Source organism: Streptomyces sp. D2-8 (genome assembly GCF_023184515.1).
Lineage (GTDB): Bacteria > Actinomycetota > Actinomycetes > Streptomycetales > Streptomycetaceae > Streptomyces.
The window spans coordinates 416,648-439,873 of the sequence record NZ_JAAHBP010000007.1 but is presented as its reverse complement, the minus strand read 5'-3'; the positions used below and the strand labels follow the sequence as shown (position 1 = coordinate 439,873).

Annotated in this window: 22 protein-coding genes; 8 read left to right on the top strand and 14 right to left on the bottom strand. The window is 72.9% G+C overall.

Annotation, left to right across the window (positions count from 1 at the left end):
- Positions 1-22: 22 nt before the first annotated feature.
- The 6 genes from G3I77_RS15730 to G3I77_RS15705 form a co-directional block, all read right to left on the bottom strand.
- A complete protein-coding gene (locus G3I77_RS15730; protein WP_248504206.1) occupies positions 23-625 on the bottom strand; it encodes a GNAT family N-acetyltransferase in 603 nt (200 codons plus the stop codon).
- 31 nt (positions 626-656) lie between these two features.
- Positions 657-1,058, bottom strand: a complete 402-nt coding sequence (locus G3I77_RS15725) for a Zn-ribbon domain-containing OB-fold protein (protein ID WP_248504205.1) — start codon at positions 1,056-1,058, stop codon at positions 657-659.
- On the bottom strand, positions 1,058-1,507 hold the full coding sequence (locus tag G3I77_RS15720; RefSeq protein ID WP_248504204.1) for a DoxX family protein: 450 nt from the start codon (positions 1,505-1,507) through the stop codon (positions 1,058-1,060). Before G3I77_RS15720 ends, G3I77_RS15725 begins: the two co-directional genes overlap by 1 nt.
- Positions 1,508-1,706: 199 nt before the next feature.
- Positions 1,707-3,041, bottom strand: coding sequence for an SPFH domain-containing protein (locus tag G3I77_RS15715; RefSeq protein WP_248504203.1), 1,335 nt, complete (start codon positions 3,039-3,041; stop codon positions 1,707-1,709).
- Positions 3,038-4,753: an SPFH domain-containing protein gene (locus G3I77_RS15710; RefSeq protein ID WP_248504201.1), complete on the bottom strand. Its 1,716-nt coding sequence runs from the start codon at positions 4,751-4,753 to the stop codon at positions 3,038-3,040. The genes G3I77_RS15715 and G3I77_RS15710 overlap by 4 nt, the downstream gene beginning before the upstream one ends.
- Positions 4,754-4,987: 234 nt before the next feature.
- Positions 4,988-6,160, bottom strand: a complete 1,173-nt coding sequence (locus G3I77_RS15705) for an acetyl-CoA acetyltransferase (RefSeq protein ID WP_248504199.1) — start codon at positions 6,158-6,160, stop codon at positions 4,988-4,990.
- Between the two features lie 105 nt (positions 6,161-6,265).
- Between G3I77_RS15705 and G3I77_RS15700 the strand changes: the two genes are divergently transcribed.
- The gene (locus G3I77_RS15700; protein ID WP_248504197.1) at positions 6,266-7,465 is read left to right on the top strand and encodes an acyl-CoA dehydrogenase family protein; all 1,200 of its coding nucleotides are present in this window, start codon (positions 6,266-6,268) and stop codon (positions 7,463-7,465) included.
- Positions 7,462-7,965 carry a nitroreductase family deazaflavin-dependent oxidoreductase gene (locus tag G3I77_RS15695; RefSeq protein WP_248504195.1) on the top strand — a complete coding sequence of 168 codons (504 nt, stop codon included), beginning with the start codon at positions 7,462-7,464 and terminating at the stop codon, positions 7,963-7,965. Before G3I77_RS15700 ends, G3I77_RS15695 begins: the two co-directional genes overlap by 4 nt.
- Before the next feature lie 51 nt (positions 7,966-8,016).
- Here G3I77_RS15695 and G3I77_RS15690 read toward each other — a convergent pair whose 3' ends face one another.
- Positions 8,017-8,652 (bottom strand): TetR family transcriptional regulator, encoded by a 636-nt coding sequence (locus G3I77_RS15690; RefSeq protein WP_248504267.1) that lies wholly within the window; start codon positions 8,650-8,652, stop codon positions 8,017-8,019.
- A gap of 134 nt (positions 8,653-8,786) precedes the next feature.
- Between G3I77_RS15690 and G3I77_RS15685 the strand changes: the two genes are divergently transcribed.
- The 3 genes from G3I77_RS15685 (at position 8,787) to G3I77_RS15675 (ending at position 12,851) form a co-directional block, all read left to right on the top strand.
- Entirely contained in the window at positions 8,787-9,509 is a 723-nt protein-coding gene (locus G3I77_RS15685; RefSeq protein WP_248504193.1) for a VOC family protein, read from the top strand.
- Positions 9,510-9,701: 192 nt separating this feature from the next.
- A complete protein-coding gene (locus G3I77_RS15680) occupies positions 9,702-12,080 on the top strand; it encodes a serine/threonine-protein kinase (RefSeq protein ID WP_248504191.1) in 2,379 nt (792 codons plus the stop codon).
- Positions 12,081-12,248: 168 nt separating this feature from the next.
- On the top strand, positions 12,249-12,851 hold the full coding sequence (locus G3I77_RS15675; RefSeq protein WP_248504189.1) for a hypothetical protein: 603 nt from the start codon (positions 12,249-12,251) through the stop codon (positions 12,849-12,851).
- 55 nt (positions 12,852-12,906) lie between these two features.
- Here G3I77_RS15675 and G3I77_RS15670 read toward each other — a convergent pair whose 3' ends face one another.
- From G3I77_RS15670 to G3I77_RS15655, 4 genes are read right to left on the bottom strand one after another with little or no spacing between them, the layout of a single operon-like run.
- The gene (locus G3I77_RS15670) at positions 12,907-13,857 is read right to left on the bottom strand and encodes an alpha/beta fold hydrolase (RefSeq protein WP_248504265.1); all 951 of its coding nucleotides are present in this window, start codon (positions 13,855-13,857) and stop codon (positions 12,907-12,909) included.
- 50 nt (positions 13,858-13,907) lie between these two features.
- Complete coding sequence (locus G3I77_RS15665; RefSeq protein ID WP_248504187.1) at positions 13,908-14,681, bottom strand: enoyl-CoA hydratase/isomerase family protein; 774 nt, start codon at positions 14,679-14,681, stop codon at positions 13,908-13,910.
- Complete coding sequence (locus tag G3I77_RS15660; protein ID WP_248504185.1) at positions 14,678-15,091, bottom strand: Zn-ribbon domain-containing OB-fold protein; 414 nt, start codon at positions 15,089-15,091, stop codon at positions 14,678-14,680. Before G3I77_RS15660 ends, G3I77_RS15665 begins: the two co-directional genes overlap by 4 nt.
- A 10-nt stretch (positions 15,092-15,101) precedes the next feature.
- Complete coding sequence (locus G3I77_RS15655; protein ID WP_248504183.1) at positions 15,102-16,262, bottom strand: lipid-transfer protein; 1,161 nt, start codon at positions 16,260-16,262, stop codon at positions 15,102-15,104.
- Between the two features lie 97 nt (positions 16,263-16,359).
- Between G3I77_RS15655 and G3I77_RS15650 the strand changes: the two genes are divergently transcribed.
- Positions 16,360-17,967, top strand: coding sequence for a FadD3 family acyl-CoA ligase (locus G3I77_RS15650; RefSeq protein ID WP_248504181.1), 1,608 nt, complete (start codon positions 16,360-16,362; stop codon positions 17,965-17,967).
- Here G3I77_RS15650 and G3I77_RS15645 read toward each other — a convergent pair.
- The gene (locus tag G3I77_RS15645; protein ID WP_248504179.1) at positions 17,957-18,883 is read right to left on the bottom strand and encodes an SMP-30/gluconolactonase/LRE family protein; all 927 of its coding nucleotides are present in this window, start codon (positions 18,881-18,883) and stop codon (positions 17,957-17,959) included. The genes G3I77_RS15650 and G3I77_RS15645 overlap by 11 nt on opposite strands.
- A 117-nt stretch (positions 18,884-19,000) precedes the next feature.
- Between G3I77_RS15645 and G3I77_RS15640 the strand changes: the two genes are divergently transcribed.
- Positions 19,001-19,279 carry a hypothetical protein gene (locus tag G3I77_RS15640; RefSeq protein ID WP_248504177.1) on the top strand — a complete coding sequence of 93 codons (279 nt, stop codon included), beginning with the start codon at positions 19,001-19,003 and terminating at the stop codon, positions 19,277-19,279.
- A 65-nt stretch (positions 19,280-19,344) separates the two neighbouring features.
- On the top strand, positions 19,345-19,674 hold the full coding sequence (locus G3I77_RS15635) for a hypothetical protein (RefSeq protein WP_374385397.1): 330 nt from the start codon (positions 19,345-19,347) through the stop codon (positions 19,672-19,674).
- Positions 19,675-19,759: 85 nt separating this feature from the next.
- Here the strand turns inward: G3I77_RS15635 and G3I77_RS15630 are convergent, their stop codons facing one another.
- Positions 19,760-19,936 carry a hypothetical protein gene (locus G3I77_RS15630; RefSeq protein ID WP_248504172.1) on the bottom strand — a complete coding sequence of 59 codons (177 nt, stop codon included), beginning with the start codon at positions 19,934-19,936 and terminating at the stop codon, positions 19,760-19,762.
- 212 nt (positions 19,937-20,148) lie between these two features.
- Positions 20,149-23,190, bottom strand: a complete 3,042-nt coding sequence (locus G3I77_RS15625) for an AfsR/SARP family transcriptional regulator (protein WP_248504170.1) — start codon at positions 23,188-23,190, stop codon at positions 20,149-20,151.
- Positions 23,191-23,226: the final 36 nt, after the last annotated feature.

Below are 23,226 nucleotides of genomic sequence, written 5' to 3'. Positions count from 1 at the left end.
ACTCCCGTCCGGCTCCAGGCCCTCATGGACCCGCCGGGTCCGGGTCCGTGGCCAGGCGGGCGTGCAGGTGGGCGTCCCGGAACGCGTCGTGGCGGTCCTCCTGGAAAATCGCCCCGCGCAACGTGCCCTCGTACGCGAAGCCGCACCGCTCGGCGATCCGGCACGACACCTCGTGCCCCACCGCGTGATCCAGCTCCAGGCGGTGCAGCCCGAGGTCCGTGAGGGCCCAGCGGGTGGCGAGCAGGAGGGCCCGGGTGGCCACGCCTTGGCCACGGGCCTCGGGCAGGACCCAGTAGCCGACGCGGGCGACCCTCAGGTGGTACTTGATCTCATTGACGCCGATGTGCCCCAGTGCCGTGTCGCTGCGCGCGTCCGCGACCCGGAACGACAGCGATGTGCCCTCGGCGGCGCTCTGCTCCCGCGCCAGCAGCGACTCCCGGGCGCTCCTGCGGTCCGTGACCGGCCGCAGCGGGGTGTTCCAGCGCCGGAACTCGGGGTCCCGCATCCCATGCAGCCAGGCGTCGACGTCGGAGCCGGACCCGGCGTCCCAGGGGCGCAGGCGCAGTCCGTGGCCGTTCAGTTCCGGGTGGGGGCCGGTCGGGGAGTGGTCACGTATGGGGGCCATGAGGCCATTCAAGCGCGTGGGGCGGCGCCGTTCACCTGCCGGCCGCGCCGGGCAGGAGCCGGAAGACCGGGATCCCCTCCCGGAACCCCACCCGCAGCTCCGCTCCGGCCGACGGTTCCCCCGGGCCGACGATCTCCGTCATCATCCGCGGCCCCTCGGCCAGATCGACCACGGCGGCGACGTAGGGGAGGCGCTCGGTGAAGGGCGGCAGGTCGTTACGGTGGACGACGGACCAGGTGTAGAGCGTGGCCCGGCCGCTCGCCGGCTCCCAGGTGACGTCCTCGCTCCAGCAGTGGGGGCAGAACTCGCGCGGGTAGTGGTGGGACCGGCCGCAGGCCCGGCAGCGGCGGATCAGCAGCCGGCCCTCGGCGGCCGCGTCCCAGTACGTCCGGGTGAAGGTGTCGGGCTCGGGCAGGTCGTGGCGGCCGGTCATCAGAACAGTCCCAGCGCGCTGTCCAGCGACCACGTCTGCCAGGACATCCCGAACAGCCCGACCACCGACATCAGCGCCATCATCGCGTTCTGCCCCTGCTCGGCCACGTCGTGGATCATCAGCGTGAAGTAGAGGACGTTGAGGAGAAAGCCGCCCGCGAGGGCGACCGGGGTGAGGAAGCCGGTGATCAGGCCCAGTCCGAGGGCGAGTTCGGCGTAGACGACGACGTACGCCATCACGCGCGGGTGCGGCGCGACCGCCGTCTCGAAGCCCGAGCGGACGGCTTTCCAGCGGTGCTCGGCGGCTATCCCCGCCGCCCAGGCGATGCCCGTGCCGCGCGCGAACCAGGCCTTGCGGTCCTTGTGCCGCCAGCTCTCCAGCCACCACAGCCCGAGCCCGATCCGCAGCACGGCCAGCCACTCCGCCCCGGTGAGCCAGATCGTGTCCATGCCATGCTCCCGCATCGCCGCCCGACAGCCGAATCTGACGGTACGTCAGATCCGGCTGCCGCAACAAGCCCCGGAGCGGACGTTCGGCAAAGCCTGCCGCGGCATCGCCACCGGATACGACAAGACCGCCACCTCCTGCGAGGCAGCGGTCAGTCCGGCGTCGTTCCCGCTCGGGGCGGGATCGCTTGGAAGGCGTCCGTCAGCGTGCGTCGCCGTCGCCGTCGCCGTACCGGACGCGGTCGTCGAGCCGCACCCGGCCGTCCGTGGGCGGTGCCGTCAGCTGCGGCAGCAGATGCGCGGTGAGCAGCGTGGTCAGGGCCGAGGTGTCGGTGCCTGTGCCGTCCGTGCGGACGACCACCGGCTGCGGGGCCTTCCCGGCGAGCTGGGCGCCCACGTCCAGGCGCCGGCGGGCCAGTTCGTACTGGAGCACCGCCCGGTTGTCACGGTAGGCCTTGGCCAGGGCCCGCTGGGCGCGGGCCTCGTTCTCGGCGGCGATGAGGCCGCTGCGCCCCCGCGTCTCGATCTCGAACCGGACGCGCTGCGCCTGGGTCTCCTGCTGCTCCAGCAGCTGGGCGACCTGCTCGCGCGCCCTGTTCAGGGCGGCCTTCACCTCGACGATCCGGGCGTCGCGGACCTTCTTGGCGCGCTCGATGTCCATGCCCAGGCTGTCGATGCGGCGCTTGCGGATCAGGCCCCATTCCTGGTCGTAGGCGGTGCGCTCCTTGGAGACCCGCTCGCGGGTGGCCAGGTGCTGCTGGTACTGCGTCGGCAGCTGCACGTCCGGGATGTTGGAGCCGGTGATGCGCACGCCGTAGCCGGACAGCTGGCGGTTGAGCAGTTCCTGCATGTCGGCGACGTCCGAGCCGCGCAGGTCGTAGGCGCGCTCGGTGCGCATCCTGCGGGCCCGCTGCCGGATCGCGTCCTGCACCGCGCTGGACAGCACCAGGTCGAAGTTGCCCGCGCCGATGGTGCGGACGAACAGCACCGCGTCGGTGATGCGGAACTTCAGGAAGAACTCGATGGACCGCAGGGGCACGTTCTCCTGCGTCGGACAGGCCATCACGGGCGCCGAGTACGGGATCTCGGTGGCCGTGTCGACGACGAAGTCGACGCGTGACCACGGGTGCCACAGGTAGTGCCGGCCGGCGTCCAGGGTACGGGTGACGGCGCCGTAGCGGGTCAGCACGCCGTGGGTGCCCTGCTCGATCTCGACGATCGACGAACGCCACCACCACAGGCCGCCGGCCAGCAGCATGACCACGCCGGCGACGTAGCACAGGGTGCCCAGCGTGCCGTAGGCGAGATCGGCGGCGCCGTCGGAGTCCGCCTCGCGCAGCGACAGCATCACGCCGGCCAGCAGGGCGTAGACGCCGAGCCAGAGCGGCAGCATCCACCACAGGCGGCGGCGGTGGCGCGGGATGATGACCGGGATCAGCGTGTCGGCCTCGCCGCCGCGCAGCAGACGGGCGATGTCGTTCCAGGGGGCCACCGCCTCGGCGATGACCGAGCGGCGGCTCATACGGGCGGTGCTCACTGCTGGTCCTCCTCGGACACGGCGGACGGTTCCTCCGCGGCATGTGGTGCCGCACTCGCGGCACCGGGTTCAACCGGTGCGCCGGCCTCGTCGGGCATCTGCGGCACTGTGGGCCGCTCGGCGGCCAGCAGGGCGCCTATCTCGTCCTGGCGGGCGGCGATGCGCTCGGACACCTCCCCCAGGCGGCCCCGGACGGCCGCCATGTCCTCGTCCGTGAACAGTTCCGCGCCGCGCTCGCCGACCAGTTCCCGGGCCAGTTCGAGGAAGTCGATCCCGGCGCCGCCGACGCCGTGCGCGCCGCCCCCGCCGATGCGCACCAGGCGAGGCAGGTGGTCGGCGACCTGCTCCAGGGTGTCCAGCACCTGCTGCTGGTAGCGGTACTCGAGGATCTCGGGTGCCTCGGCCGCGGTGACGGCACGGATGTCGAGGGCCTGCGCCTCCAGCAGTGCCGCGTTGGCCTTCGCCTCCGACTCGGCCTGCACGTAACGCTGGCGGGCCGTCGCCTCGGCGCGGTTGGTCTCCCGCTCCACGGCGGTGTCCATCTGCGCCTGGTACTGGGCGATGTCGGCCTGGATCGCCGAGAGGGTCTCGTGGCTGGAGGCGAGCTCCCTGGTCAGGTCGCCCTCGTCCTGCTGCTTGCGGAGCTGGAGGGCGTACTCGTGGGTGTACGCCTCCTTGGCCACGCGGACCATCTCGGGTGCGGCCAGGTCCATCCGGTAGCGCCGGTCGGACGGCTCGGCGTGCGTGATGTTCGCGTTGGTCAGCTCCACGGCGGGCCGGAACTGCTGGTTGAGCTGCTCCAGCAGGCGGCCGGTGTCCTCGCCGACCATGTCGTAGATACCGGCGGCCTCCTGCTCGTAGATCAGGCTGCGGATGGTCTCGCTGACGGCGTTGCTCAGCTTCTCCTCGAAGCCGCGCACCGCGCCCAGCGTGTAGACGAACTCCACCGGGTCACTGATCCGGAACTGGATGAACAGATCGATGGACGCCTTGACGCCGCCCTTGGTGGGGGCCTCGCGCACGGGCGCGTTGAACGGGTACTCGCGGGTGGTGTTGACGATGTACGACACCCGCTTCCAGGGGCTCAGCAGGGTGACGCGACCGGGGCCGACGACCTTCTCCAGCTTGCCGAACCGGGTGATCAGCGCCTGGCTGCCCTCCGGCACCATCACCAGGCCCTGCCGCCACCACACGAAGAACACGGCGAGCAGCGCGATGATCCAGTAATGCAGCCCGAACAGCGGGTTGGTGAGCGGTCCGGCGCCCACCGCCGACACGACCGCGGTGCCCACCGCGCCCAGTACCAGCAGCGACAGCACCGGAAGCATGGACAGGAAGGAGCGGCCCTTGGGCATCACCATCGGGCAGATGGCGTGCACCGGTTCGCCCTGCTCGTGCAGTTGCTCGCTGCGGCCGAGGGCCTCCCCGGCCTCGTCCAGCGGCACCGTCTTCTGCCGCATGACGGTGGCGATGGAACCGCCCTGCTCCCGGGCCGCCGGGAAGTCGGCCGGGTCCATGCCCTCGCTCTCGGTCTCGTACCGCTCGTCGTCGCCGTCCTGGGAGCCCGCGTACCGCGTGTTCCTTTCCTGGCCGCCGGCGTTGCCGAGTCCGGTGCGGCGGCGCAGTTCCTCCTGCGCCGCGGCCCGCGGATCGGTGCCGGATGCGACGGCCTCGGCGACGTTGCGTAGGGCCTGCGCCCGCGTTCGTGCCACGGCTCCCCCTTCGGTTGTGGTGCTTGTCGTGCTGCTCGGGTGTCCCGTGTGTCCTGTGTGCTTCAGGTCATCCCACACGACGGTTTCCGGCAAGGGTAGGGGGTGCACCCTGCAGGGTTACCACTTGGTAGTTGCCGGGATGCACCCCTTACGCCTGGGGAGAGCGCTGTCTTTCAGGCCGGGACCGGCAGGCGCGCCGAGCGGCCGCACGCAAGGGCCCCTACCCGGCTCCTCTCACCCCGCCCCCAGCACCATCGTCCCCGAAGAGCAGAACCACCCACCCGTCCCGCACACCACCCCCAGCCGCGGCAGCCCCCCGTCGTCGCCCCGCCGCACCTGCCGCTCCCCGCAGTCCCCGCGCAGCTGTCGCACCGCCTCCACCAGCAGGAACAGCCCCCGCATCCCGGGATGCTGGGCCGACAGCCCGCCCCCGTCGGTGTTCACCGGCAGCTCACCGCCCTCGACCCGCAGCCGCCCCTTCTCCACGAACGCCCCGCCCTCGCCCTTCCCGCAGAAGCCGAGGTCCTCCAGCGTCACCAGCGTCATGTAGGTGAACGCGTCGTAGATCTCGGCGAAGTCGATCTCCGACGGCCGCACCCCCGCCCGCTCGAACGCCAGCCGCCCGCTCACCGCCGCCGGCGACACCGTGAAGTCCGGCCACTCGGACATGGCCGCGTGCGAGACGTACTCCCCGGTCCCCAGCACCCACACCGGCGGCGTACGGCAGTCCCGTACGTACTCCTCCGCCACCAGCAGCACCGCCGCCCCGCCGTCGGAACGGACGCAGCAGTGCAGCTTGGTGAAGGGGTCCGCGATCACGGGCCCGGCCAGGACCTCGTCGACGGTGACCGGGGTGCGGAACATCGCCTCCGGGTTGAGGGCCGCGTTGGCCCGGGCCTGCACCGCCACCTCCGCCAGCTGCTCGATCGTCGTGCCGTACTCGATCATGTGGCGGCGGGCCGCCATGGCGTACTTGGCGATCAGGGTGTGGCCGTAGGGGACTTCGAACTGCAGGGGGCCCCGCGTGCCGAAGGACAGCGTCCCGGTGCGGCGGCCGGCCTTCACGTCCGCGCGGGCCGTCGAGCCGTAGACGAGGAGTACCGCGCGGGCGTGCCCGGCCGCGATCGCGTCCGCCGCGTGGGCAGCCATGACCTCCCAGGTGGAGCCGCCCACGGAGGTGGAGTCGACCCAGGTGGGGCGCAGGCCCAGGTACTCGGCGACCTCGACGGGCGCCAGGGTGCCGAGGCCCGCCGAGGCGAAGCCGTCGACCAGCGACCGGTCCAGGCCCGCGTCGGCCAGGGCGCGGCGGGCCGCCTGGGCGTGCAGGGCGTACGGGGTCGCGTCGTCCACGCGGCCGCAGTCCGAGAGGGCCACGCCGACGACGGCCACTTTCCTCCGGGCCACCATGAATTTGACGGTACATCAGATATGCGCGGGCGCGGCAGGGCTCTGGGCTTCCCTGTTCCGCCGCCCTAATATGACGCACCGTCAGATGCGGAGGGAAGGTGCCCCATGGACGCCCGCTTCACCGACGAACAGGACGAGATCCGCCGCACCCTGCGCGAACTGCTCGGCAAGCGCTGCGGACCGGAAGAGCTGCGGGCCGCCGTCGACACCCCGGCCGGACACGACCCGGCCCTGTGGACCACCCTCGCCGGACAGCTCGGCCTGCCCGGACTGGCCCTGCCCGAGGCCCACGGCGGTGCCGGCTGCACGGTGACCGAACTGGCCCTGGCCTGCGAGGAGACGGGCCGGGCCCTCGCCCCCACCCCGCTGCTCGCCACCGCGGTCCTCACCGCCCCGCTGCTGCTCGCCCTCGGTACCGGTGCCCAGCGCGCCGAGCTCCTGCCGCGCATCGCCTCCGGCGGACTCACCGCCGCCCTCGCCGTGCCGGGGTCCGCCCTCGCCACCGCCCTCGCGCTCACCGGCCACGACCGGCGCGGGGAGTGGGCCGGCGGGGGACGGGCCGGGGGTGTGCAGGCCCGGCGTGCGGAGGGCGGCTGGCAGCTGTACGGGCAGGTCGACCAGGTTCTCGACGGCCACAGTGCCCGGCTCCTTGTGATCGCCGCGCACGCCGGGGGGTTCGCCCGCTCCCGTGTGCTGCTCTTCCTGGTGCGCGCCGACGCCGCGGGCCTCACCCGCGTACGGCGGACCGCCCTGGACGCGACCCGTCCGCAAGGGCGTCTCCAACTGCGACACACACCGGCCGAGTTGCTGGGCGGCGAGGACGTCGACGTCCTCCCCGCCCTCGCCCGGCTCGGCGACAGCGCCGCCGCCTGCCTCGCCGCCGAGGCCGTGGGGGCCGCCGGCCGGGTGCTGGAGCGGACCGTCGAGTACGTGGGGCAGCGCGAGCAGTTCGGGCGGCCGGTCGGCTCGTTCCAGGCGGTCAAGCACCGGCTGGCCGACGCCTACGTCCAGGTCCAGGCGGCCCGCTCGGCGGCGTACTACGCGGCCTGGGCCGCCGCCGAGGCCACCGCCCCCGCCCGGGGAGAGGCGGCCGGCCCTCTCGCCCTCGCCCAGGCGCTCGAAGCCCTGCGCCGTGCCGCCGCCGAGGGGATCCAGTTGCACGGCGGCATCGGATTCACCTGGGAGCACGAGGCTCACCTGTACTTCAAGCGTGCCGCGGGCGACGAGCTGCTGTTCGGGCCGGTGCACCGGCTGCGGGCGCACGCGGCCGACGCGGCACACGTCTTCGAGGAGGCCGGCACATGAGGGGTGCGCGCGTGGTGCAGAAGGTGTCGTCGACCAGGGGCTTCGCGCGCGTGGCGCCGCACGTGGTGCCCGCCCTCGACCGGGCCGTCCACCGGCTCACCCGGGGAAAGGTGCTGCTCAGCGCGCAACTGCTGCCCGGCGTCGTGCTGACCTCGACCGGGGCGAGAAGCGGGCTGCCCCGTCGTACCCCCCTGGCCTGTATGCCGGAGGACGACGGGCGCTGCTGGATCCTCGTCGGGTCCAACTTCGGACGGCCGGGGCACCCGGCCTGGAGCCACAACCTGCTCGCGCATCCCGACGCGGAGATCAGCTGGAAGGGCCGGGACGTCCCGGTCACGGCCCGGCTGCTGGCGGGGGAGGAGCGGGCGGCGGCGTGGCAGGCGCTGCTGGCGTTCTGGCCGCCGTACGCGGCGTACCAGGCGCGGGTGGAGCGGGAGATCCGGGTGTTCCGGCTCGTACGGAGGCAGAAAAGCGCAACAGGCGGTGGTCCACCCGGGTGAACCACCGCCTGCCAGACAGGACTTGGATACGTAAGAGGCCGCTGCGCCGCGCTACTTCGTCGGCTTCCGGCCGGTGACGCCCAGGTGCACCAACAGGGCCAGGTTCGGCTTCAGTTCGGCCTGCTTCACGCCCCAGGAGGAGAAGCCCTTCTGGTGGGAGGCGACGGCCGCGAGCATCGCGACCAGTGAACCGGCGACGGCCGCCGGGTTCACGTCCTTGTCGACCCTGCCCTTGGCCTGGAGCTCGGCGACGGCGTCCGCGAGGGAGTTGTTCACCGAGTTGAGGATCTTCATCCGGAGTTTGTAGAAGCGCTTGTCGCCCTCGGCGGCGCCGAGATCGATGACCCGGAGGATGGCGTCGTTCCTGCGCCAGAAGTCCAGGAAGCCGTCGACGAGTTCCTGCGCCGTCTGCCAGCCGGCTTTGCCGGCCCAGGAGCGGCCCTCCAGGAGCTCCGTCAACGCGGCGCCCTCGGTCGCCATTTGCTCGGCGATCTCCAGGACGGCGCCCTCGACGTCCGGGAAGTACTGGTAGAAGGTCGCGGGCGAAGTGCCCGCTTTCCGGGCGACATCGATGACTTTGACGTCCCGGTACGGGGAGGAGCTGAGCATCTCGCTGAGGCAGTCGAGCAGCTTCTGCCGGGTCGCCTGCCCACGTCGGCCGGCCACGCGGCCGTCGACGGTACGCACTTGTCCTGTCATGCCGTCAGCTTACCGAGGCGTGATCGGGGCGCGATTCGGCCGACTGCAAATGGGGTGCAAGGGAGGGCGGAGGCTGGTGCGCCTGGTCTGCGGGTTGCGGCAGTCGCGGTTACGTTGGCGGCATGGCCGAAAACAGGGCATCGGTGTACGGAGAGGGCGTCCCCTGCTGGGTGGACGCGCAGCTTCCCGACGTCGAGGCGGGCAAGCGGTTCTACGGTGAACTTTTCGGGTGGACCTTCGAGGACTGGTTCGGCTCCTTCGCGCAGGCGCTGAAGGACGGCGAACCCGTGGCCGCCCTGGTCCGCAAGGTGGACGGCAGGCTGCCCACCGTCTGGACGGTGTACTTCGCGACCCCGGACGCGCCGGCCCTGGCCCGGCGCATCCGGGACGCGGGCGGGCAGATCGTCTCGGCCCCGGTTCCGGCCGGGGAACTGGGCGTCACCGCGCTCGTCACCGACCCCGAGGGGGCCGTCTTCGCCCTGTGGCAGCCGGAGGAGCACCCCGGCTTCGGCAAGCGGCACGAGCCGGGCACCTTCGCCTGGGCCGAGCTGTACGCCCGCGACACCGAGGCGGCCAACGCCTTCTACGGCGAACTCTTCCAGGAGGCCCTGTTCGGGCCGGACGCCGAGCCCGATGTCGGCCGTGCCCCCGTCTCCGACGTGTTCTCCGACCGGATGCCGCCCCACTTCCTCGTGCACTTCGCCGTCGAGGACGTACCGGCCGCGCTGGAGGACGTGAAGCGGCTCGGCGGCCGGGTCCAGGCCCCGCCCTTCGAGACCTCGTACGGCGAGGTCGCCGTCGTCACGGACAATCAGGGGGCGTCCTTCGCGTTGCTGCACCGCTGAACAGGCATTGTTTGCTCATCGTTTGATCACTTACATGCCGAGACATCCCAATTGTCACCGGGTTCGCAACCAGGGCTCGGGCCAGGAAGAATCAGGGTGCGTGCCGCCATGGCGGTGCGGTGGTGAGACGCTGCACGGGGTCGCGTGGAACATGTGGCTTGGCGCGGCTCGTACGGGGAGGTGGCAGGCAGAGTGGTGGATCAGCTGACGCAGCACGATCCGCGGCGGATCGGGCCGTTCGAGGTGCTGGGACGGCTGGGTGCCGGCGGCATGGGGCTGGTCTATCTCGCGCGTTCGGCGTCCGGCCGGCGCGTGGCGATCAAGACCGTCCGGACGGAGCTGGCCGAGGACCAGCTGTTCCGGGTCCGCTTCACGCGTGAGGTGGAAGCGGCCCGCGCCGTCTCCGGCTTCTACACGGCCGCGGTCGTGGACGCCGACCCGCGCGCCGCCGTGCCGTGGCTGGCCACCGCGTACGTCCCCGCGCCCTCCCTCGAGGAGATAGTGAACGACTGCGGCCCGATGCCGGCCCAGGCGGTGCGCTGGCTGGCGGCGGGTGTGGCCGAGGCGCTCCAGTCCATCCACGGCGCGGGTCTGGTGCACCGGGACCTCAAGCCGTCGAACGTCCTCGTCGTGGAGGACGGGCCCCGGGTGATCGACTTCGGTATCGCCTCCGGCGTATCGAACACACGTTTGACGATGACGAACGTCGCCGTCGGCACCCCCGCCTACATGTCGCCCGAGCAGGCCAAGGACTCCCGCAGCGTCACCGGCGCCAGCGACGTCTTCTCCCTCGGCTCCATGCTGGTCTTCGCCGCCACCGGGCACCCGCCCTTCCACGGTGCCAACCCGGTCGAGACGGTCTTCATGCTGCTGCGCGAGGGCCCGGACCTCGAAGGGCTCCCGGACGAACTGCGGCCGCTCATCGAGTCCTGTATGCAGATGGACCCGACGGCCCGCCCCAACCCGGCCGACCTCCAGTCCCAGCTGGCCCCCCACCTCTTCGGCTCCGGCTCCGACGACAGCGGCACGGCCTCCGCCTGGCTGCCCGAGCGGGCCGTGGGCCTGATCGAGTCCCGCCGCAACGGCCGCCCGGCCGGCAAGCCCGCCCCCGGCGCCGGCCACGGCGGCGGCGCTCGCCCCGCCCCGGGCCCCGCGCCCATCCCGCCCCCGCCCTCGCACGACCCCGTCGTCCAGGCGCCCGTGCCCGCCCCTGCCGGCGGACCCGACACCGGCCCCGTCCGGCTGGCCGGCGCCCCGGTGCCCATCGGCCCGGGCCCGCGCGTCGCCGACGTGCGTGCCGCCGCCGTCAAGGCGCCCCTTCCCGAGGCCGCCCTCGCCGCCTCCTGGTCCAAACCCCGCCCCGGCGTCAACGGCACCGACCCCGCCGTGGGCCCCGCCGTCGCCGCGCCCCCGGCCCCGGCCGCGCCGCCCGAGCAGGCCGGCGGCTGGCGGCCCTGGCGTTTCCGCATGTCCAACGACGTCTGGGGCACGCCCTCGGTCGCCGACGACCTGGTCTACGTCACCTCCTTCGAGGTGCACGCCCTGGACGTCGCCACCGGCCGCCGCCGCTTCAAGACCCGGGACGTCGCCTGGTCCATGGCGGTCGCGGACGGCCGTATCCACGCCTCCGACGGGCCCACGCTGTTCGCCCTGGACGCCCGTGAGGGCGCCGACCTGTGGCGCCTGCAGACGGACGCCTGGGTCTATTCGCTCCAGGCCGGCCGCGGCACCGTCGTCACCGGCACCCGCGGCGGCGGCGTCCAGGGCTGGGAGGCCTCGGGCGGCCAGAAGCTCTGGGAGATCACCGGCTGCCAGTCCGACTTCGAGTCCCCCGAGGCCGGACCCGTCCTGCACGACGGCACGGTCTACGTGTGGCAGGACGCCCGGCTGCGCGCCCTGGACGCCCGCACCGGCGAGGAGCGCTGGTCGTACCCGATCGGCGACGCGGCCTCCTGCGGCGGCGTCCCGATCCGGCTCACCCAGGCGACCGACGGCTACGTCTACGTCTGCGCCGGCACCCGCGTCCTCGCCCTGGACGTGGCCGCCGGGCACGTGAAGTGGCACTTCGAGGCCCCGGCCGTGTTCCTCAGCCCGCCCACCTTCGTCCCCGGCCCGGCCGTCACCGGCGGCGGCATCTACCTCGCCGACTACCTCGGCACGGTCTACGCCCTCGACGCCACCGACGGCCGCGACCGCTGGCGCATCGCCACCGAGTCCCGCTCCTCCGTCGATCCCGTCCTGGTCGCGGCCGGGCACGTCCACGTGGGCAGCGGCAAGGGCCTCTACACCCTGGACGCGGTCACCGGCACGCCCAAGTGGCGCTTCCAGGCGGGCGGCGACATCGTGGGCGCCCCCTCGGTGGCGGAGGGCCGGATCCACTTCGGCTCCACCGACCACCTGCTCTACACCCTGAAGGCCGACGACGGCCGGCTGCGCTGGAAACTCGCCACCGGCGGCGAGATCACCGGCTCCCCGGTCGTGCGGGACGGGGTGGTGTACGCGTGCAGCAAGGACCGTTGCGTGTACGCACTGGACGCGGAGAAGGGCACGGGCACGGCGCGCACCGCCTGACCGGCCCGGGACGGCCGTCGTACCGGCGTACGGAAGGGGCTCCGGACGGCGGCCGTCGCTTCTCGGGGAGCGGCCCGTTCACCGCTCCCACCGGAGACGCTACGCCGGGTACGCGCCGGTCGCCACGCAGTGACATGACCGTGACAGGCGATCACTAGGCTCTCCGCCATGCGGATACGGGGGCGCAGGCTCAGGTTCACAGCGGTGCTGGTCCTGGTGGTACTGGCACTGACCGGCTTCTCGTCCGGCCGGGGCCGCGGCGGCAGCCACGGTCACAGCGGCGGCGGAGGCGGCGGGTGCAGCAGCGCCGGCCAGGACCACGACAGTTCGAGGTCGTCGACGTCGAGCGGCGGCTCGTACGGCTCCGGCGGTCCGAGCGGCGGCGCGTACGGCTCTGACGACGATGATGACGCGAGCGGCGGCGGCAGCTCGTACACCCGCCGGCCGAACTACGGCTCCACGCCGACGTCCTCCTCCGGCTCCGGCAGCGGCAAGGCCCTGAAGGACGGCACGGCGAAGCTGGTGAGCTGCGCGACCCCGACGGCCCCCTACGCGACCGTCGAGGTCCGCAACCCCAACGGCCGCAAGGCCGGCTTCTCCGTCTCGGTCACCTTCGAGGACGACCGGGGCATCACCGTCGTCGACCGGTACGGGGACGTCACGGTCCCCGCGAACGGCACGGCCACCGTCGACGTCCGGGTGGGCGGCTCGGGCCTGGTGGACTCGGTCGACCACTGCGAGGTCGACCGCCAGGCCCTCGTCGACGACTGACGGGACGAACGGCCGACGGGACGAACGGCCGACGGGACGAACGACTGGCGGGACGTCAGTCCCGCAGCTCCGTCAGGAAGTCGGTCAGCGCCTCGTTCACCTCGGCGGGCCGCTCCTGCTGCGTCCAGTGGCCGCAGCCCGGCAGCACGAGCGGCTTGCGGCGCAGGTCCGGCATCAACTCGGGGAGCTGCTCGATCAGTTCGGGCGTTCCCGGGAAGGCCGGCACCAGGTCCCGGTCGCCGTACACGTACAGCGCGGGAGGGGACACGACCGCGCCCTGCCAGGGGGCGGTCAGCTCCCAGTTGCGGTCCAGGTTGCGGTACCAGTTGAGCGCGCCGGTGAAGCCCGGCTCGAAGCTCTCGGTGAGCACGTCGAGGTCCTCCTCGGTGAGCCACTCGGGCAGCACCTCGGGGTTCGGCGCGTCCGCGAGCCAGCCGCGCTCCAGGTCGACCAGGGCCTGCTCGGGGCGCCCGGCGTCCGGCGCGTCACCGGAGGCGGAGTACAGCAGCTTGCGCAGGGTCGTCCGGGTGTCGGCGGCGAACTCGGCGTCCGCGACGCCGGGCCGGCTGAAGTAGTTCCAGTAGAAGCGGCCCTCGAACCGCTCCCGCATGGTCTCCAGCGGAGGCCGACTGCCCCGGAAGGGCGGCGGCACGCTCAGTCCGGCCACTCCCCGCACCACGTCCGGCCGCAGCAGCGCGGTGTGCCAGGCCACCGGCGCGCCCCAGTCGTGCCCGACGACGAACGCCCGCTCCTCGCCCAGCGCGTGGATCAGCCCGACCACGTCCCCCACCAGGTGGAGGATGCTGTACGCGGCCACGTCCTCGGGGCGGTCACTGCCGCCGTACCCGCGCTGGTCGGGCGCCACCACCCGGAAACCGGCCTCGGCCAACGGACCGAACTGGTGCCGCCAGGAGTGCCAGGACTCCGGGAAGCCGTGCAGCAGCACCACGAGCGGGCCCTCGCCCTGCTCCGCGATGTGCAGTCGTATGCCATTGACGTCGATCATCCGATGCTCAACCACGCCCCGAGCATACGCGTGTAGGGGGAAACGATTCCCTAACGCAACCGGTACTCCCGCGACCGCCCCGCGAACAGCCGGGCCTGCCGCTCACCCGCCGCGTTCCCGAGTGCGATGAGATGCGGCGCCTGCGCGATCCCCTGCGAACGTCCCGCCTCACTCGCGGCCCACAGCGCCCGCACGGTTCCCTGCACGGCCTCGGTCGGATACCCGGCGAGCACGGCGGCGCACGCGGTCGCCGCCCGCAACGCCTCCCCCTCCGCGACGAGTTCCGACACCAGCCCCACCTCGTACGCCCGCCGCGCCGAGATCCGCTCCGCCGTGCCCATCAACGCCATCCGCGCGACCTCCCCGTACGGCATGCGCTGCGCCATCAGGACCGACTCGTAGGCGCTGACCATGCCGTAGGTGGTGTGCGGGTCGAAGAAGGAGGCGGTGGTGTCCGCGACGACGAACTCCGCCTCGCCGAGCAGATAGAAGGCCCCTCCGCAGGCCATGCCGTGCACGGCGGCGACGACCGGTTTCCACAGGTCGTTCGCCTTCGGCCCGATGCCGAGCAGCGGATCGTCCTGCGCGTACGGCGAGTTCGGCTGCGGCACGACGGCGTCCCGGTCGATGCCGGTGCAGAAGGCGCGCTCGCCGGCCCCGGCGAGGACGATCGCCCGCACGGCGTCGTCGAACCGCAACTCGTGCCACGCGGCGACGAGTTCGTCGGCCATGGCGAGGTCGATGGCATTGAGCCGCTCGGGCCGGTTCAGCGTCACGACCGCGACCCCGCTGTCCCGGTCGGCCCGCACGAGCACACTGCTCATGACCGCTCCAAAACCCACTGGGGAAGGCCCTCGTGGAACACGGCCCGCACCCGGGCGCCGATGCGCAGGCTCTCCGGCGGGAGGGAGCCGAGGGGCCGGCCGGCCCCGGTGACCAGGTTGCCCACCAGCCGGATGCGGGGCGCCTCGTCCAGCTCGACGACGACCACGTTGTAGGGCGCCTGCGCGGCGTAGTCGGGCAGCAGCGGCGGATGGGCGACGACGTACGACCAGACCCGGCCCCGGCCGGACATCAGTCGCCACTCGCTGTCGAAGGACTGGCAGCCGGGGCAGCAGGGCCGGGGCGGGAAGCGGAGCTCGCCGCAGTCGGCGCAGGCCTGGACGCGGAGTTCGCCCTGTGCGGCGTACTCCCAGAAGGGGGCGCCGTCGGTGTCGGGGACGGGACGCAGCATGAGCAGCTCCTCAACTCCTCAGCAGCAGGGCGGAGGTCGGGACCCCCTCACCCGCCGTGACCAGACAGGTGGAGGCGCCCGGCACCTGCGCGGTACTGGTCCCGCGCAGCTGCCTGACCCCCTCGTTGATGAGGTTGAAGCCGTGGACGTAGGCCTCGGACAGCCCGCCCCCGCCGGTGTTCACCGGCAACAGCCCGCCGATCTCCAGCGTCCCGCCCTCGGTGAACGCCCCGCCCTCACCGCGCCCGCAGAAGCCGTAGCCCTCCAGGGAGAGCAGGACCAGGGGCGTGAAGGCGTCGTAGATCTGGGCGACGTCGATGTCCTCGGGGGCCAGGTCGGAGTGTTTCCACAGGTGCCGGGCGGCGGTCCAGGCGGGGCCGGTGAGGGGGTCGTCGTTCCAGTAGTTGACCATGCCGTGGTGCTGGGCGGGGAGCGACTGGGCGGCGGCGTGGACGTAGACGGGCCTGCGCCGGCAGTCCCGGGCGCGCTCGGCGGAGACCACGACACACGCCAGCGCCCCGTCGGTCTCCAGGCAGTTGTCGAAGAGGCAGAGCGGCTCGCTGATCCAGCGGGAGGTCATGTACATCTCGCGGGTGAGGGGCCGGTCGTACATGATCGCGGCGGGGTTCTGGTTGGCCCGGTTGCGGCAGGCGAGGGCGACGTTGAACAGGTGGTCCCGGGTGGCGCCGTACTCGTGCAGGTAGCGGCGGGTGAGCATCGCGATCTCGTCGGCGGGCCTCAGCAGCCCGTACGGCCGGGTCCACTGGGCCGGGGTCGGGAGCTGGACGGCGGTGTTGGTCCAGGGCCGGGGCCCGCTGCCCCGCTTGCGGGACCGCCAGGCCACCCCGACGCTCGCCTGTCCGGCGGCGACGGCGGCGGCGAGATGGGCGACGGTGGCGCACGAACCCCCGCCCCCGAAGCCGACCTTGCTGAAGAAGGTGAGGTCGCCGAAGCCGCAGGCCTTCGCCAGCTCCACCTCGTCCGTCTCCTCCATGGTGTAGGAGGCGAGGGCGTCGACCTCACCGGGCGCGATCCCGGCATCGTCGAGAGCGGCCAGGACGGCACGGCAGGCGAGGGTGCGTTCGTCCTCCGGGAGCCGCTTGGCGAAGGGCGTCTGGCCGATGCCGACGAGAGCGGTGGCGTCCTTGAGGCCTCCCGATCCTGCTGCCATGCTGCGCGCACCTCCGGGGCCGAACGGTCGCTGACAGGTCGTCAGATTACAGATAATCTGACGGGTAGTCAGCTCCTATGGCGTGGGGAGGCGTGCTGTGCGAGCGGATACGGCATGGGGAAGCGTTCCGGGCCTGGTCAGGGCGGCGGCCGAGCGGTACGCGGACGTCGAGGCGGTCGTCGAGGGCCGCACCCGCGTCACCTACGCGGAACTGGGCGCACGCGTGGAGCGCGCGGCGGCGGCCTGCCTGGCGACCGGGGTCGAGCCGGGCGACCGGGTCGGCATCTGGGCCCCGAACTCGCTCGACTGGATCGTCGGCGCCCTGGGCGCGGTCTCGGCGGGTGCGGTGCTCGTGCCGCTGAACACCCGCTTCAAGGGCGCCGAGGCGGCGGACGTACTGCGCCGCAGCGGCGCCCGGCTGCTGTTCGTGACGGGCACGTTCCTCGGCACGTCGTACGTGGCGTCCCTGCGCCGGGCGGCGGGGGAGGGCCCGGGCGACGGCCCGCTGCCCGGCCTGCCCGCCCTGAAGCACGCGGTCGTCCTCTCGGAGGACGCCCCGGCCGGCTTCCTGACCTGGAAGGACTTCCTGGCAGGCGGGGAGGGGGTGGGGTCGGCGGAGGTGCGGGAAAGGTCGGCGGCCGTGCGGGGGACCTGGCCTTCGGACATCATCTTCACCTCGGGCACGACGGGCCGTCCCAAGGGCGCGGTCATCACCCACGACCAGACGCTGCGGGCGTACGACATCTGGGGCGACCTGGCGGGCCTCACCCGGGGCGACCGCTATCTGATCGTCAACCCCTTCTTCCACACCTTCGGCTACAAGGCCGGGGTGATCGCCTGCCTCATGCGGGGCGCGACGATGATCCCCCAGCCGGTGTTCAACGTGAACACGGTTCTGGCCAACATCGCGGCGGAGCGGGTCTCCGTACTCCCCGGCCCGCCCACCCTCCTCCAGTCCCTCCTGGACCACCCCGCTCGCGACGCCCACGACCTCTCCGCCCTCCGCCTGGTGGTGACGGGAGCGGCGGTCGTGCCCCTCCGTCTCGTGGAGCGCCTGCGCACCGAACTCGGCGTCGGCACGGTCCTCACCGCCTACGGCCTCTCCGAAGCGAGCGGTGTCGTCACGATGTGCCGGCGCGGCGACGACCCGACGGTCATCGCGTCCACGTCGGGCCGGGCCGTCCCCGGCACGCAGGTGCGGGTCGTGGACCCCGAGGGCCGCCCCCTGGGACCCGGCATGCCGGGCGAGGTGCTGGTGCGCGGCTTCAACGTCATGGCCGGCTACTACGAGGACGAGCAGGCCACCGCCGAGGTGCTGTCGCCGGACGGCTGGCTGCGCACCGGCGACATCGGTGTCCTGGACCCCGCCGGCAACCTGCGCATCACCGACCGCCTCAAGGACATGTTCATCGTCGGCGGCTTCAACGCCTACCCCGCCGAGATAGAGCAGCTCCTGGGCCTCCACCCGGACGTCGCGGACGTGGCGGTGATCGGCGTACCGGACGCCCGGCTCGGGGAGGTCGGCCGGGCCTACGTCGTACGACGCCCCGGCGCCCTGCTGACCGCCGACGACCTGATCGCCTGGTCCCGCAGGGAGATGGCGAACTACAAGGTCCCGAGAGCGGTGGAGTTCGTCGCGGAACTGCCGCGCAACGCGAGCGGGAAGGTCGTGAAGGGGGCCCTGCGGGACGCGGTCACCGGCTGACCGGCAGGGCCGGGGTCCCGGTGACCGACATCATCAGCGAGTAGAGGGTGGTGTCGGCGGCGATGAACAGGCGGTTGCGCCGGGCACCGCCGAACCGGACGTTGGCGACGGTGCCGGGCACCAGGATGCGGCCGAGGAGCGTGCCGTCGGGGTCGTAGCAGTGCACGCCCCCGTCCATGGCGGCGGCCCAGAGCCGCCCCTCGTCGTCGAACCGGATGTTGTCGAAGGTGCCGTGCCCGCACGCGGCGAAGACGTCGCCGCCGGCCAGGGCGGTTCCGTCCTCGCGGACGTCGAAGACGCGGATGTGGTTGGCGACGCTGTCGGACACGAACAGCCGCCGCTCGTCCGGCGAGAAGACCAGCCCGTTGGGCCCCTGGAACCCGTCGGCGACCAGCCGCACCTCACCGCTCGCGGGGTCGACGCGGTAGACGTCCCGGGCGCCGATCTCGCTCTCGGCGCGCTGCCCCTCGTAGTCGGTGGCGATCCCGAACTCGGGGTCGGAGAACCACACCGATCCGTCGGACTTCACGACGGCGTCGTTCGGGCTGTTGAGCCGCTTGCCCCGGTACCGCTCGGCGATCACGGTGACCGAGCCGTCGTGCTCGGTCCGGGTCACCCGCCGATTGCCCTGCTCACAGGTGATGAGCCGGCCCTGAACGTCCAGGGTGCTGCCGTTCGGGTACCCGGCGGGGGAGCGGAAGACCCCCACGGCCCCGGTGGTCTCGTCCCACCGCAGCAGCCGGTCGTTGGGGATGTCGCTCCACACGAGATACCGCCCGGCGGGCACGTACACGGGCCCCTCGGCCCACCGGCACCCGTCGTACAGCGTCTCCAGCCGCGAGTCCCCCGCCTGGCACCTGCCCGACCGGAACCGCTCGTCGAGGGTCTCGTACAGGTGGGGCTGCTCGCCGGGCATGGGGGCCGCCTTCGGGAGTGGGCCGACTGGTGATCCGCGCGGACCCACTATCGCGCGCCTCGGTCGGCTGCGCACCACGTCGGGCCGACGACACTCCAGGCCGGTATGGTAAGTGGTATGGCAACGAAGAAGTACACCGTGACGCTGCCGGAGGAGCTCGCCGAGGAGATCCGGCAGGAGGTCGGATCCGGCGGCTTCAGCGCCTATGTCACGCGGGCCATAGAGCGCCAGCGCGAGCAGGACCGGCTGGGGGAGCTGGTGACCTGGCTGGAGGAGGAGCACGGCTTCGTCACCGAGGATGAGCTCGCTTCTGCGGAGGCCGAGCGCAGGGAGTTCGAGCGCCACTTCACCGCGCAGGGCACGGGAGTCGGCGAGCCGCACCGGAGGGCGAGCTAGTGGTGCCGTCCTGCTACGTGCTCGACTGCGAGGCGTTGTCCAGGACGGTCCTGGGTGACCGGGTCATGCTCGCGCGGCTCAAGGACGCGCACCGTTCCGGCATCCGCGTCGTGACCAGCTCGATGACGCTGATCGAGGCGTACCACGGCCGGCTGAAGCGTGCCGCCTGGGCGTGGGCGATGTCGCGTGTCGTGGTGGAACCCGTGACCCGGGAGGTCGCGGACGCCGCTGTCGCCCTGCTCCAGGACACGGGCCTGCACGGTCACAAGTACGCCATCGACGCGGCCCTGGCCGTGATCGCGAACCGGCAGCCCGCAGGTGTGGTGCTCTTCACGTCCGACGAGGACGACATGGCAAAGCTGTGCGGGCCCGGCGTGCGGGTCGTTCCGTTGTGACGTGACGACGCCCGCCCGCGGACATACATCGGCCGCGACGGCTCCCCCTCCGCGCCGCCGCGGCCGAACCCCGTGTGGTGAAGGTCTACTTCGTCGGCTTGAAGGGCTCCGACGTGGCGTGCAGGTCCTTGACCTCGAGCGGCTCCTCGGTGGCGTGCAGGTCCTGCTTCTTGACGGCGCCCTCGTCCGTGGCGTGGAGGTCCTTGGTCTCGAGCGGCTCGGTGGTGGCGTGCAGGTCCTGCGGCTTGAGCTCGTCGCCCATGATCGTCAACTCCCCTTGTGAATCGAGCAGTGCGGTCGGCAGGCCCGCCCGGTCACTCCCCCGAGTCCGACCGGACGGGCCCACCTGGGTCCTTCACCCTGGTTCACAGGTGTGGGGCCCTGCAGCGACCCGTCTGCCCCCCGACGCGACGGATCGACTACGTCCATCATGGCGTGGGGCGATAAACGAATGATGAACGCCTCCGCGATGCCTCAGGCCGCCTGCACCGGGGACAGCAGCGCACGCACCTCGGCGGCCTCGGGCGAGCCCAGCTCCTCGTAGATGCCGGCGGCTTCCTGCCAGCAGACCTGGGCCCGGCCGGTCTGGCCGATGCCGCTGAGGGCGCGTCCGAGGACCGTGAGGACGTTGCCCCGCCGCCACTCCCCGCCGATCCCGCGGAGCACCGTGAGCGCCATCTCGGCGTTGGCGGCGGCCCGCGCCGCGCGCCGGGCGGCGAGGTCCACCTCGGCCAGCCGGAACAGGCTCATGCCCTCCCAGAGGCGCTGCCTGCTGTCGCGGAACACCTCCAGCGCCTCCTGGAGCCGGTCGGCCGCGTTGCCGAGTTCCCCGCTCTGGGTGAGGGCGAGCCCGAGGGCGTAGCGGGCGTTCGCCCCACGCATCGAGTTGCCCATGACGTCGTAGATGCCGATGCCCTCCTGGGCCAGCGCGACCGCGCTCTGGGTCCGCCCGGTCGCGAGGTGGATCCGGGAGAGGTTGCAGAGCGCGGAGGCCTCGCCGGGGCGGTCGCCCAGGGCCCGGAAGTGCTCGATGGCCCGGGACAGGTGTTCCTCGCCGTCCTCGTGCCGGTTCTGGTACAGCGCGATGATGCCGCGCGCGTTGCGCGCCCAGCAGACGGGGAGCAGGTCGTCGGACTCCTGCGCGAGGCGGATCGCCCGTTCCGCCTCCTCCTCGGCCCGTTCGAAACGGCCGCTCACATGGTGGACGTTGACGAGCGTCATCAGCGCTCGCGCCTCCGCCCGCCCGAGGCCGTGCGACCGGGCCGCGCCGACGAGCGCCCCGGCCGTCGCCTCGTACTCCCGGGAGTTGGCACCCGACTCGGAGAGGTCGTGCGCGGCCCACAGCATGTCGATCGCCCGGGGCAGGGTCTCCGGCCGCCCCGCGGACTGCCGTGCGCACGCGAGGAGGCAGATGGCCTCCGCGTACAGCCAGTCCTGCGCCGCGTGCCGGTTCTCGAAGCGCAGCCCCGGATACGACGTGGGCTCCAGATGATCCACCAGCCGGTCGCCCGGCCGCTCGAGCGCGTACACCCCGGCCGCGGACGCCAGATAGAAGTCGAGCAGCCGGCTCAGCGCCGAGTCCCGCTCGCTGGGCGGCAGTTCGTCCCTTTCCGCACAGGCACGCGCGTAGAGCCGCACCAGGTCGTGGAAGCGGTAGCGGCCGGGGGCCGCCGATTCGAGGAGGGAGGTGTCCACGAGGGACTCCAGCAGGTCCTCCGTGTCCTCGACCGGGAGGTCCAGGACCGCCGCCGCGGCGGAGAGGGAGATGTCGGGGCCGTCCGCCAGGCCGAGCAGGCGGAACGCGCGGGCCTGGGCGGGCTCCAGCTGGCCGTAGCCGAGCTCGAAGGTCGCCTTGACGGCCAGGTCGCCGGCCTGGAGTTCGTCCAGGCGGCGGCGCTCGTCGGCGAGCTTCGCCGCGAGGACCGACACCGTCCAGGTGCGGCGGGCCGCCAGGCGGGACGCCGCGATGCGGATCGCCAGCGGCAGGAAACCGCAGGCCGCCACCACGTCCAGGGCGGCCTTGCGCTCGGACGCCACCCGCTCCTCGCCCACGATCTTCGTGAACAGCGCCAGCGCCTCGTCCGGGGACATCACGTCGAGGTCGATCAGGTGGGCGCCCGCCAGGTCCACCATCCGCACCCGGGAGGTGACCAGCGCGGCGCAGCCGTCCGTGCCGGGTAGCAGGGGACGCACCTGGGCGGCGTCCCGGGCGTTGTCCAGCAGGACCAGCACGCGGCGGCCGGCCAGGACCGAGCGGTACAGGGCCGAGCGCTCCTCCAGGGAGTCGGGGATCGCCGAGTCGGCCGTGCCGAGGGCGCGCAGGAAGGAGCCCAGCACCGTCTCCGGCTCCGCCGCCCGGGCACCCGCGCCCTGCAGATCGACGTAGAGCTGCCCGTCCGGGAACGCCGCGCGCGCCTGGTGGGCCACGTGCACCGCGAGGGTCGTCTTGCCGACGCCGCCGATGCCGGCCAGGGCCGAGACCGCCATGACGCGGCCCTCGGCGCCGGCCAGGATGTCGCCCAGTTCCCGCACGAAGCCGGAGCGTCCGGTGAAGTCCGGCACGGTGGCCGGAAGTTGGGCCGGGCGGACCGGGACGGACACCGGCTCGGGCGCCGGGGAGGAGGGCTCCGCCAGTCCGGGGTCCGCCTGGAGGATCCGCTGCTGCAGCTCGCTCAGACCGGGGCGCGGGTCCACGCCGAGTTCGTCGGCGAGCAGGCGGCGGGTGTCGGCGTACACGGCCAGTGCCTCGGCCTGGCGGCCGCTGCGGTAGAGCGCCAGCATCAGCAGTTCGCGCAGCCGCTCCCGGAGCGGATGGGCCGCCGTGAGGGCCGTGAGCTCCGAGACGGCCTCGGCATGGCAGCCCTGCTCCAGGTCCATGTCCAGGCGCGATTCGACGAGCTGGAGCCGCCACTCCTCCAGCCGGACGCGCTGGGCCTCCGCGTACGGGCCCGGCACCCCGGCCAGGGTCTCCCCGTCCCACAGGGCGAGGGCGCGGCGCAGGGTGTCGCGGGCGTGGCAGAGGTCGCCGGCGGAGCGGGCCTTCTCCGCCTCGGTCGCCAGGTCCTGGGCGACGGTGAGGTCCAGGGCGCCCTCGGCGAGACCGCGGACCGCGTAGCCGCCGGACTCGCTGACCAGGGCGGCGGCGCCGTCCGGCCGGCGTCCCTCGCCGCCCGGGTCCAGCACCTTGCGCAGCCGGGAGGCGTACGTCCGTACCGCCGCCAGCGCCTGCGAGGGCGATTCCTCGCCCCACAGGGCGTCGATCAGCTCCGCCGCCGTGGCCGTCCGGCCCTCGCGCAGCAGCAGGGCGGCGAGCAGGGCGCGTTGCTGGGGGGAGCCGGTGGCGACCTGCTCGTCACCGCGCCAGGCGCGCACGGGGCCGAGCACGCTGAAGCGCAGGGTCACGGGCTCGGCCGGCCTCTCCGGCTCAGCCGTCGTCGCCGACCCGGGCGATGACGGCGTGGAGTCGGAACGCCGCTGCTCCGGTACGCGCGGCACACCGTCCGGTACACCGTCCATGCAGTCCCCCTAGACATCCTGAGCAACCACGCCAGT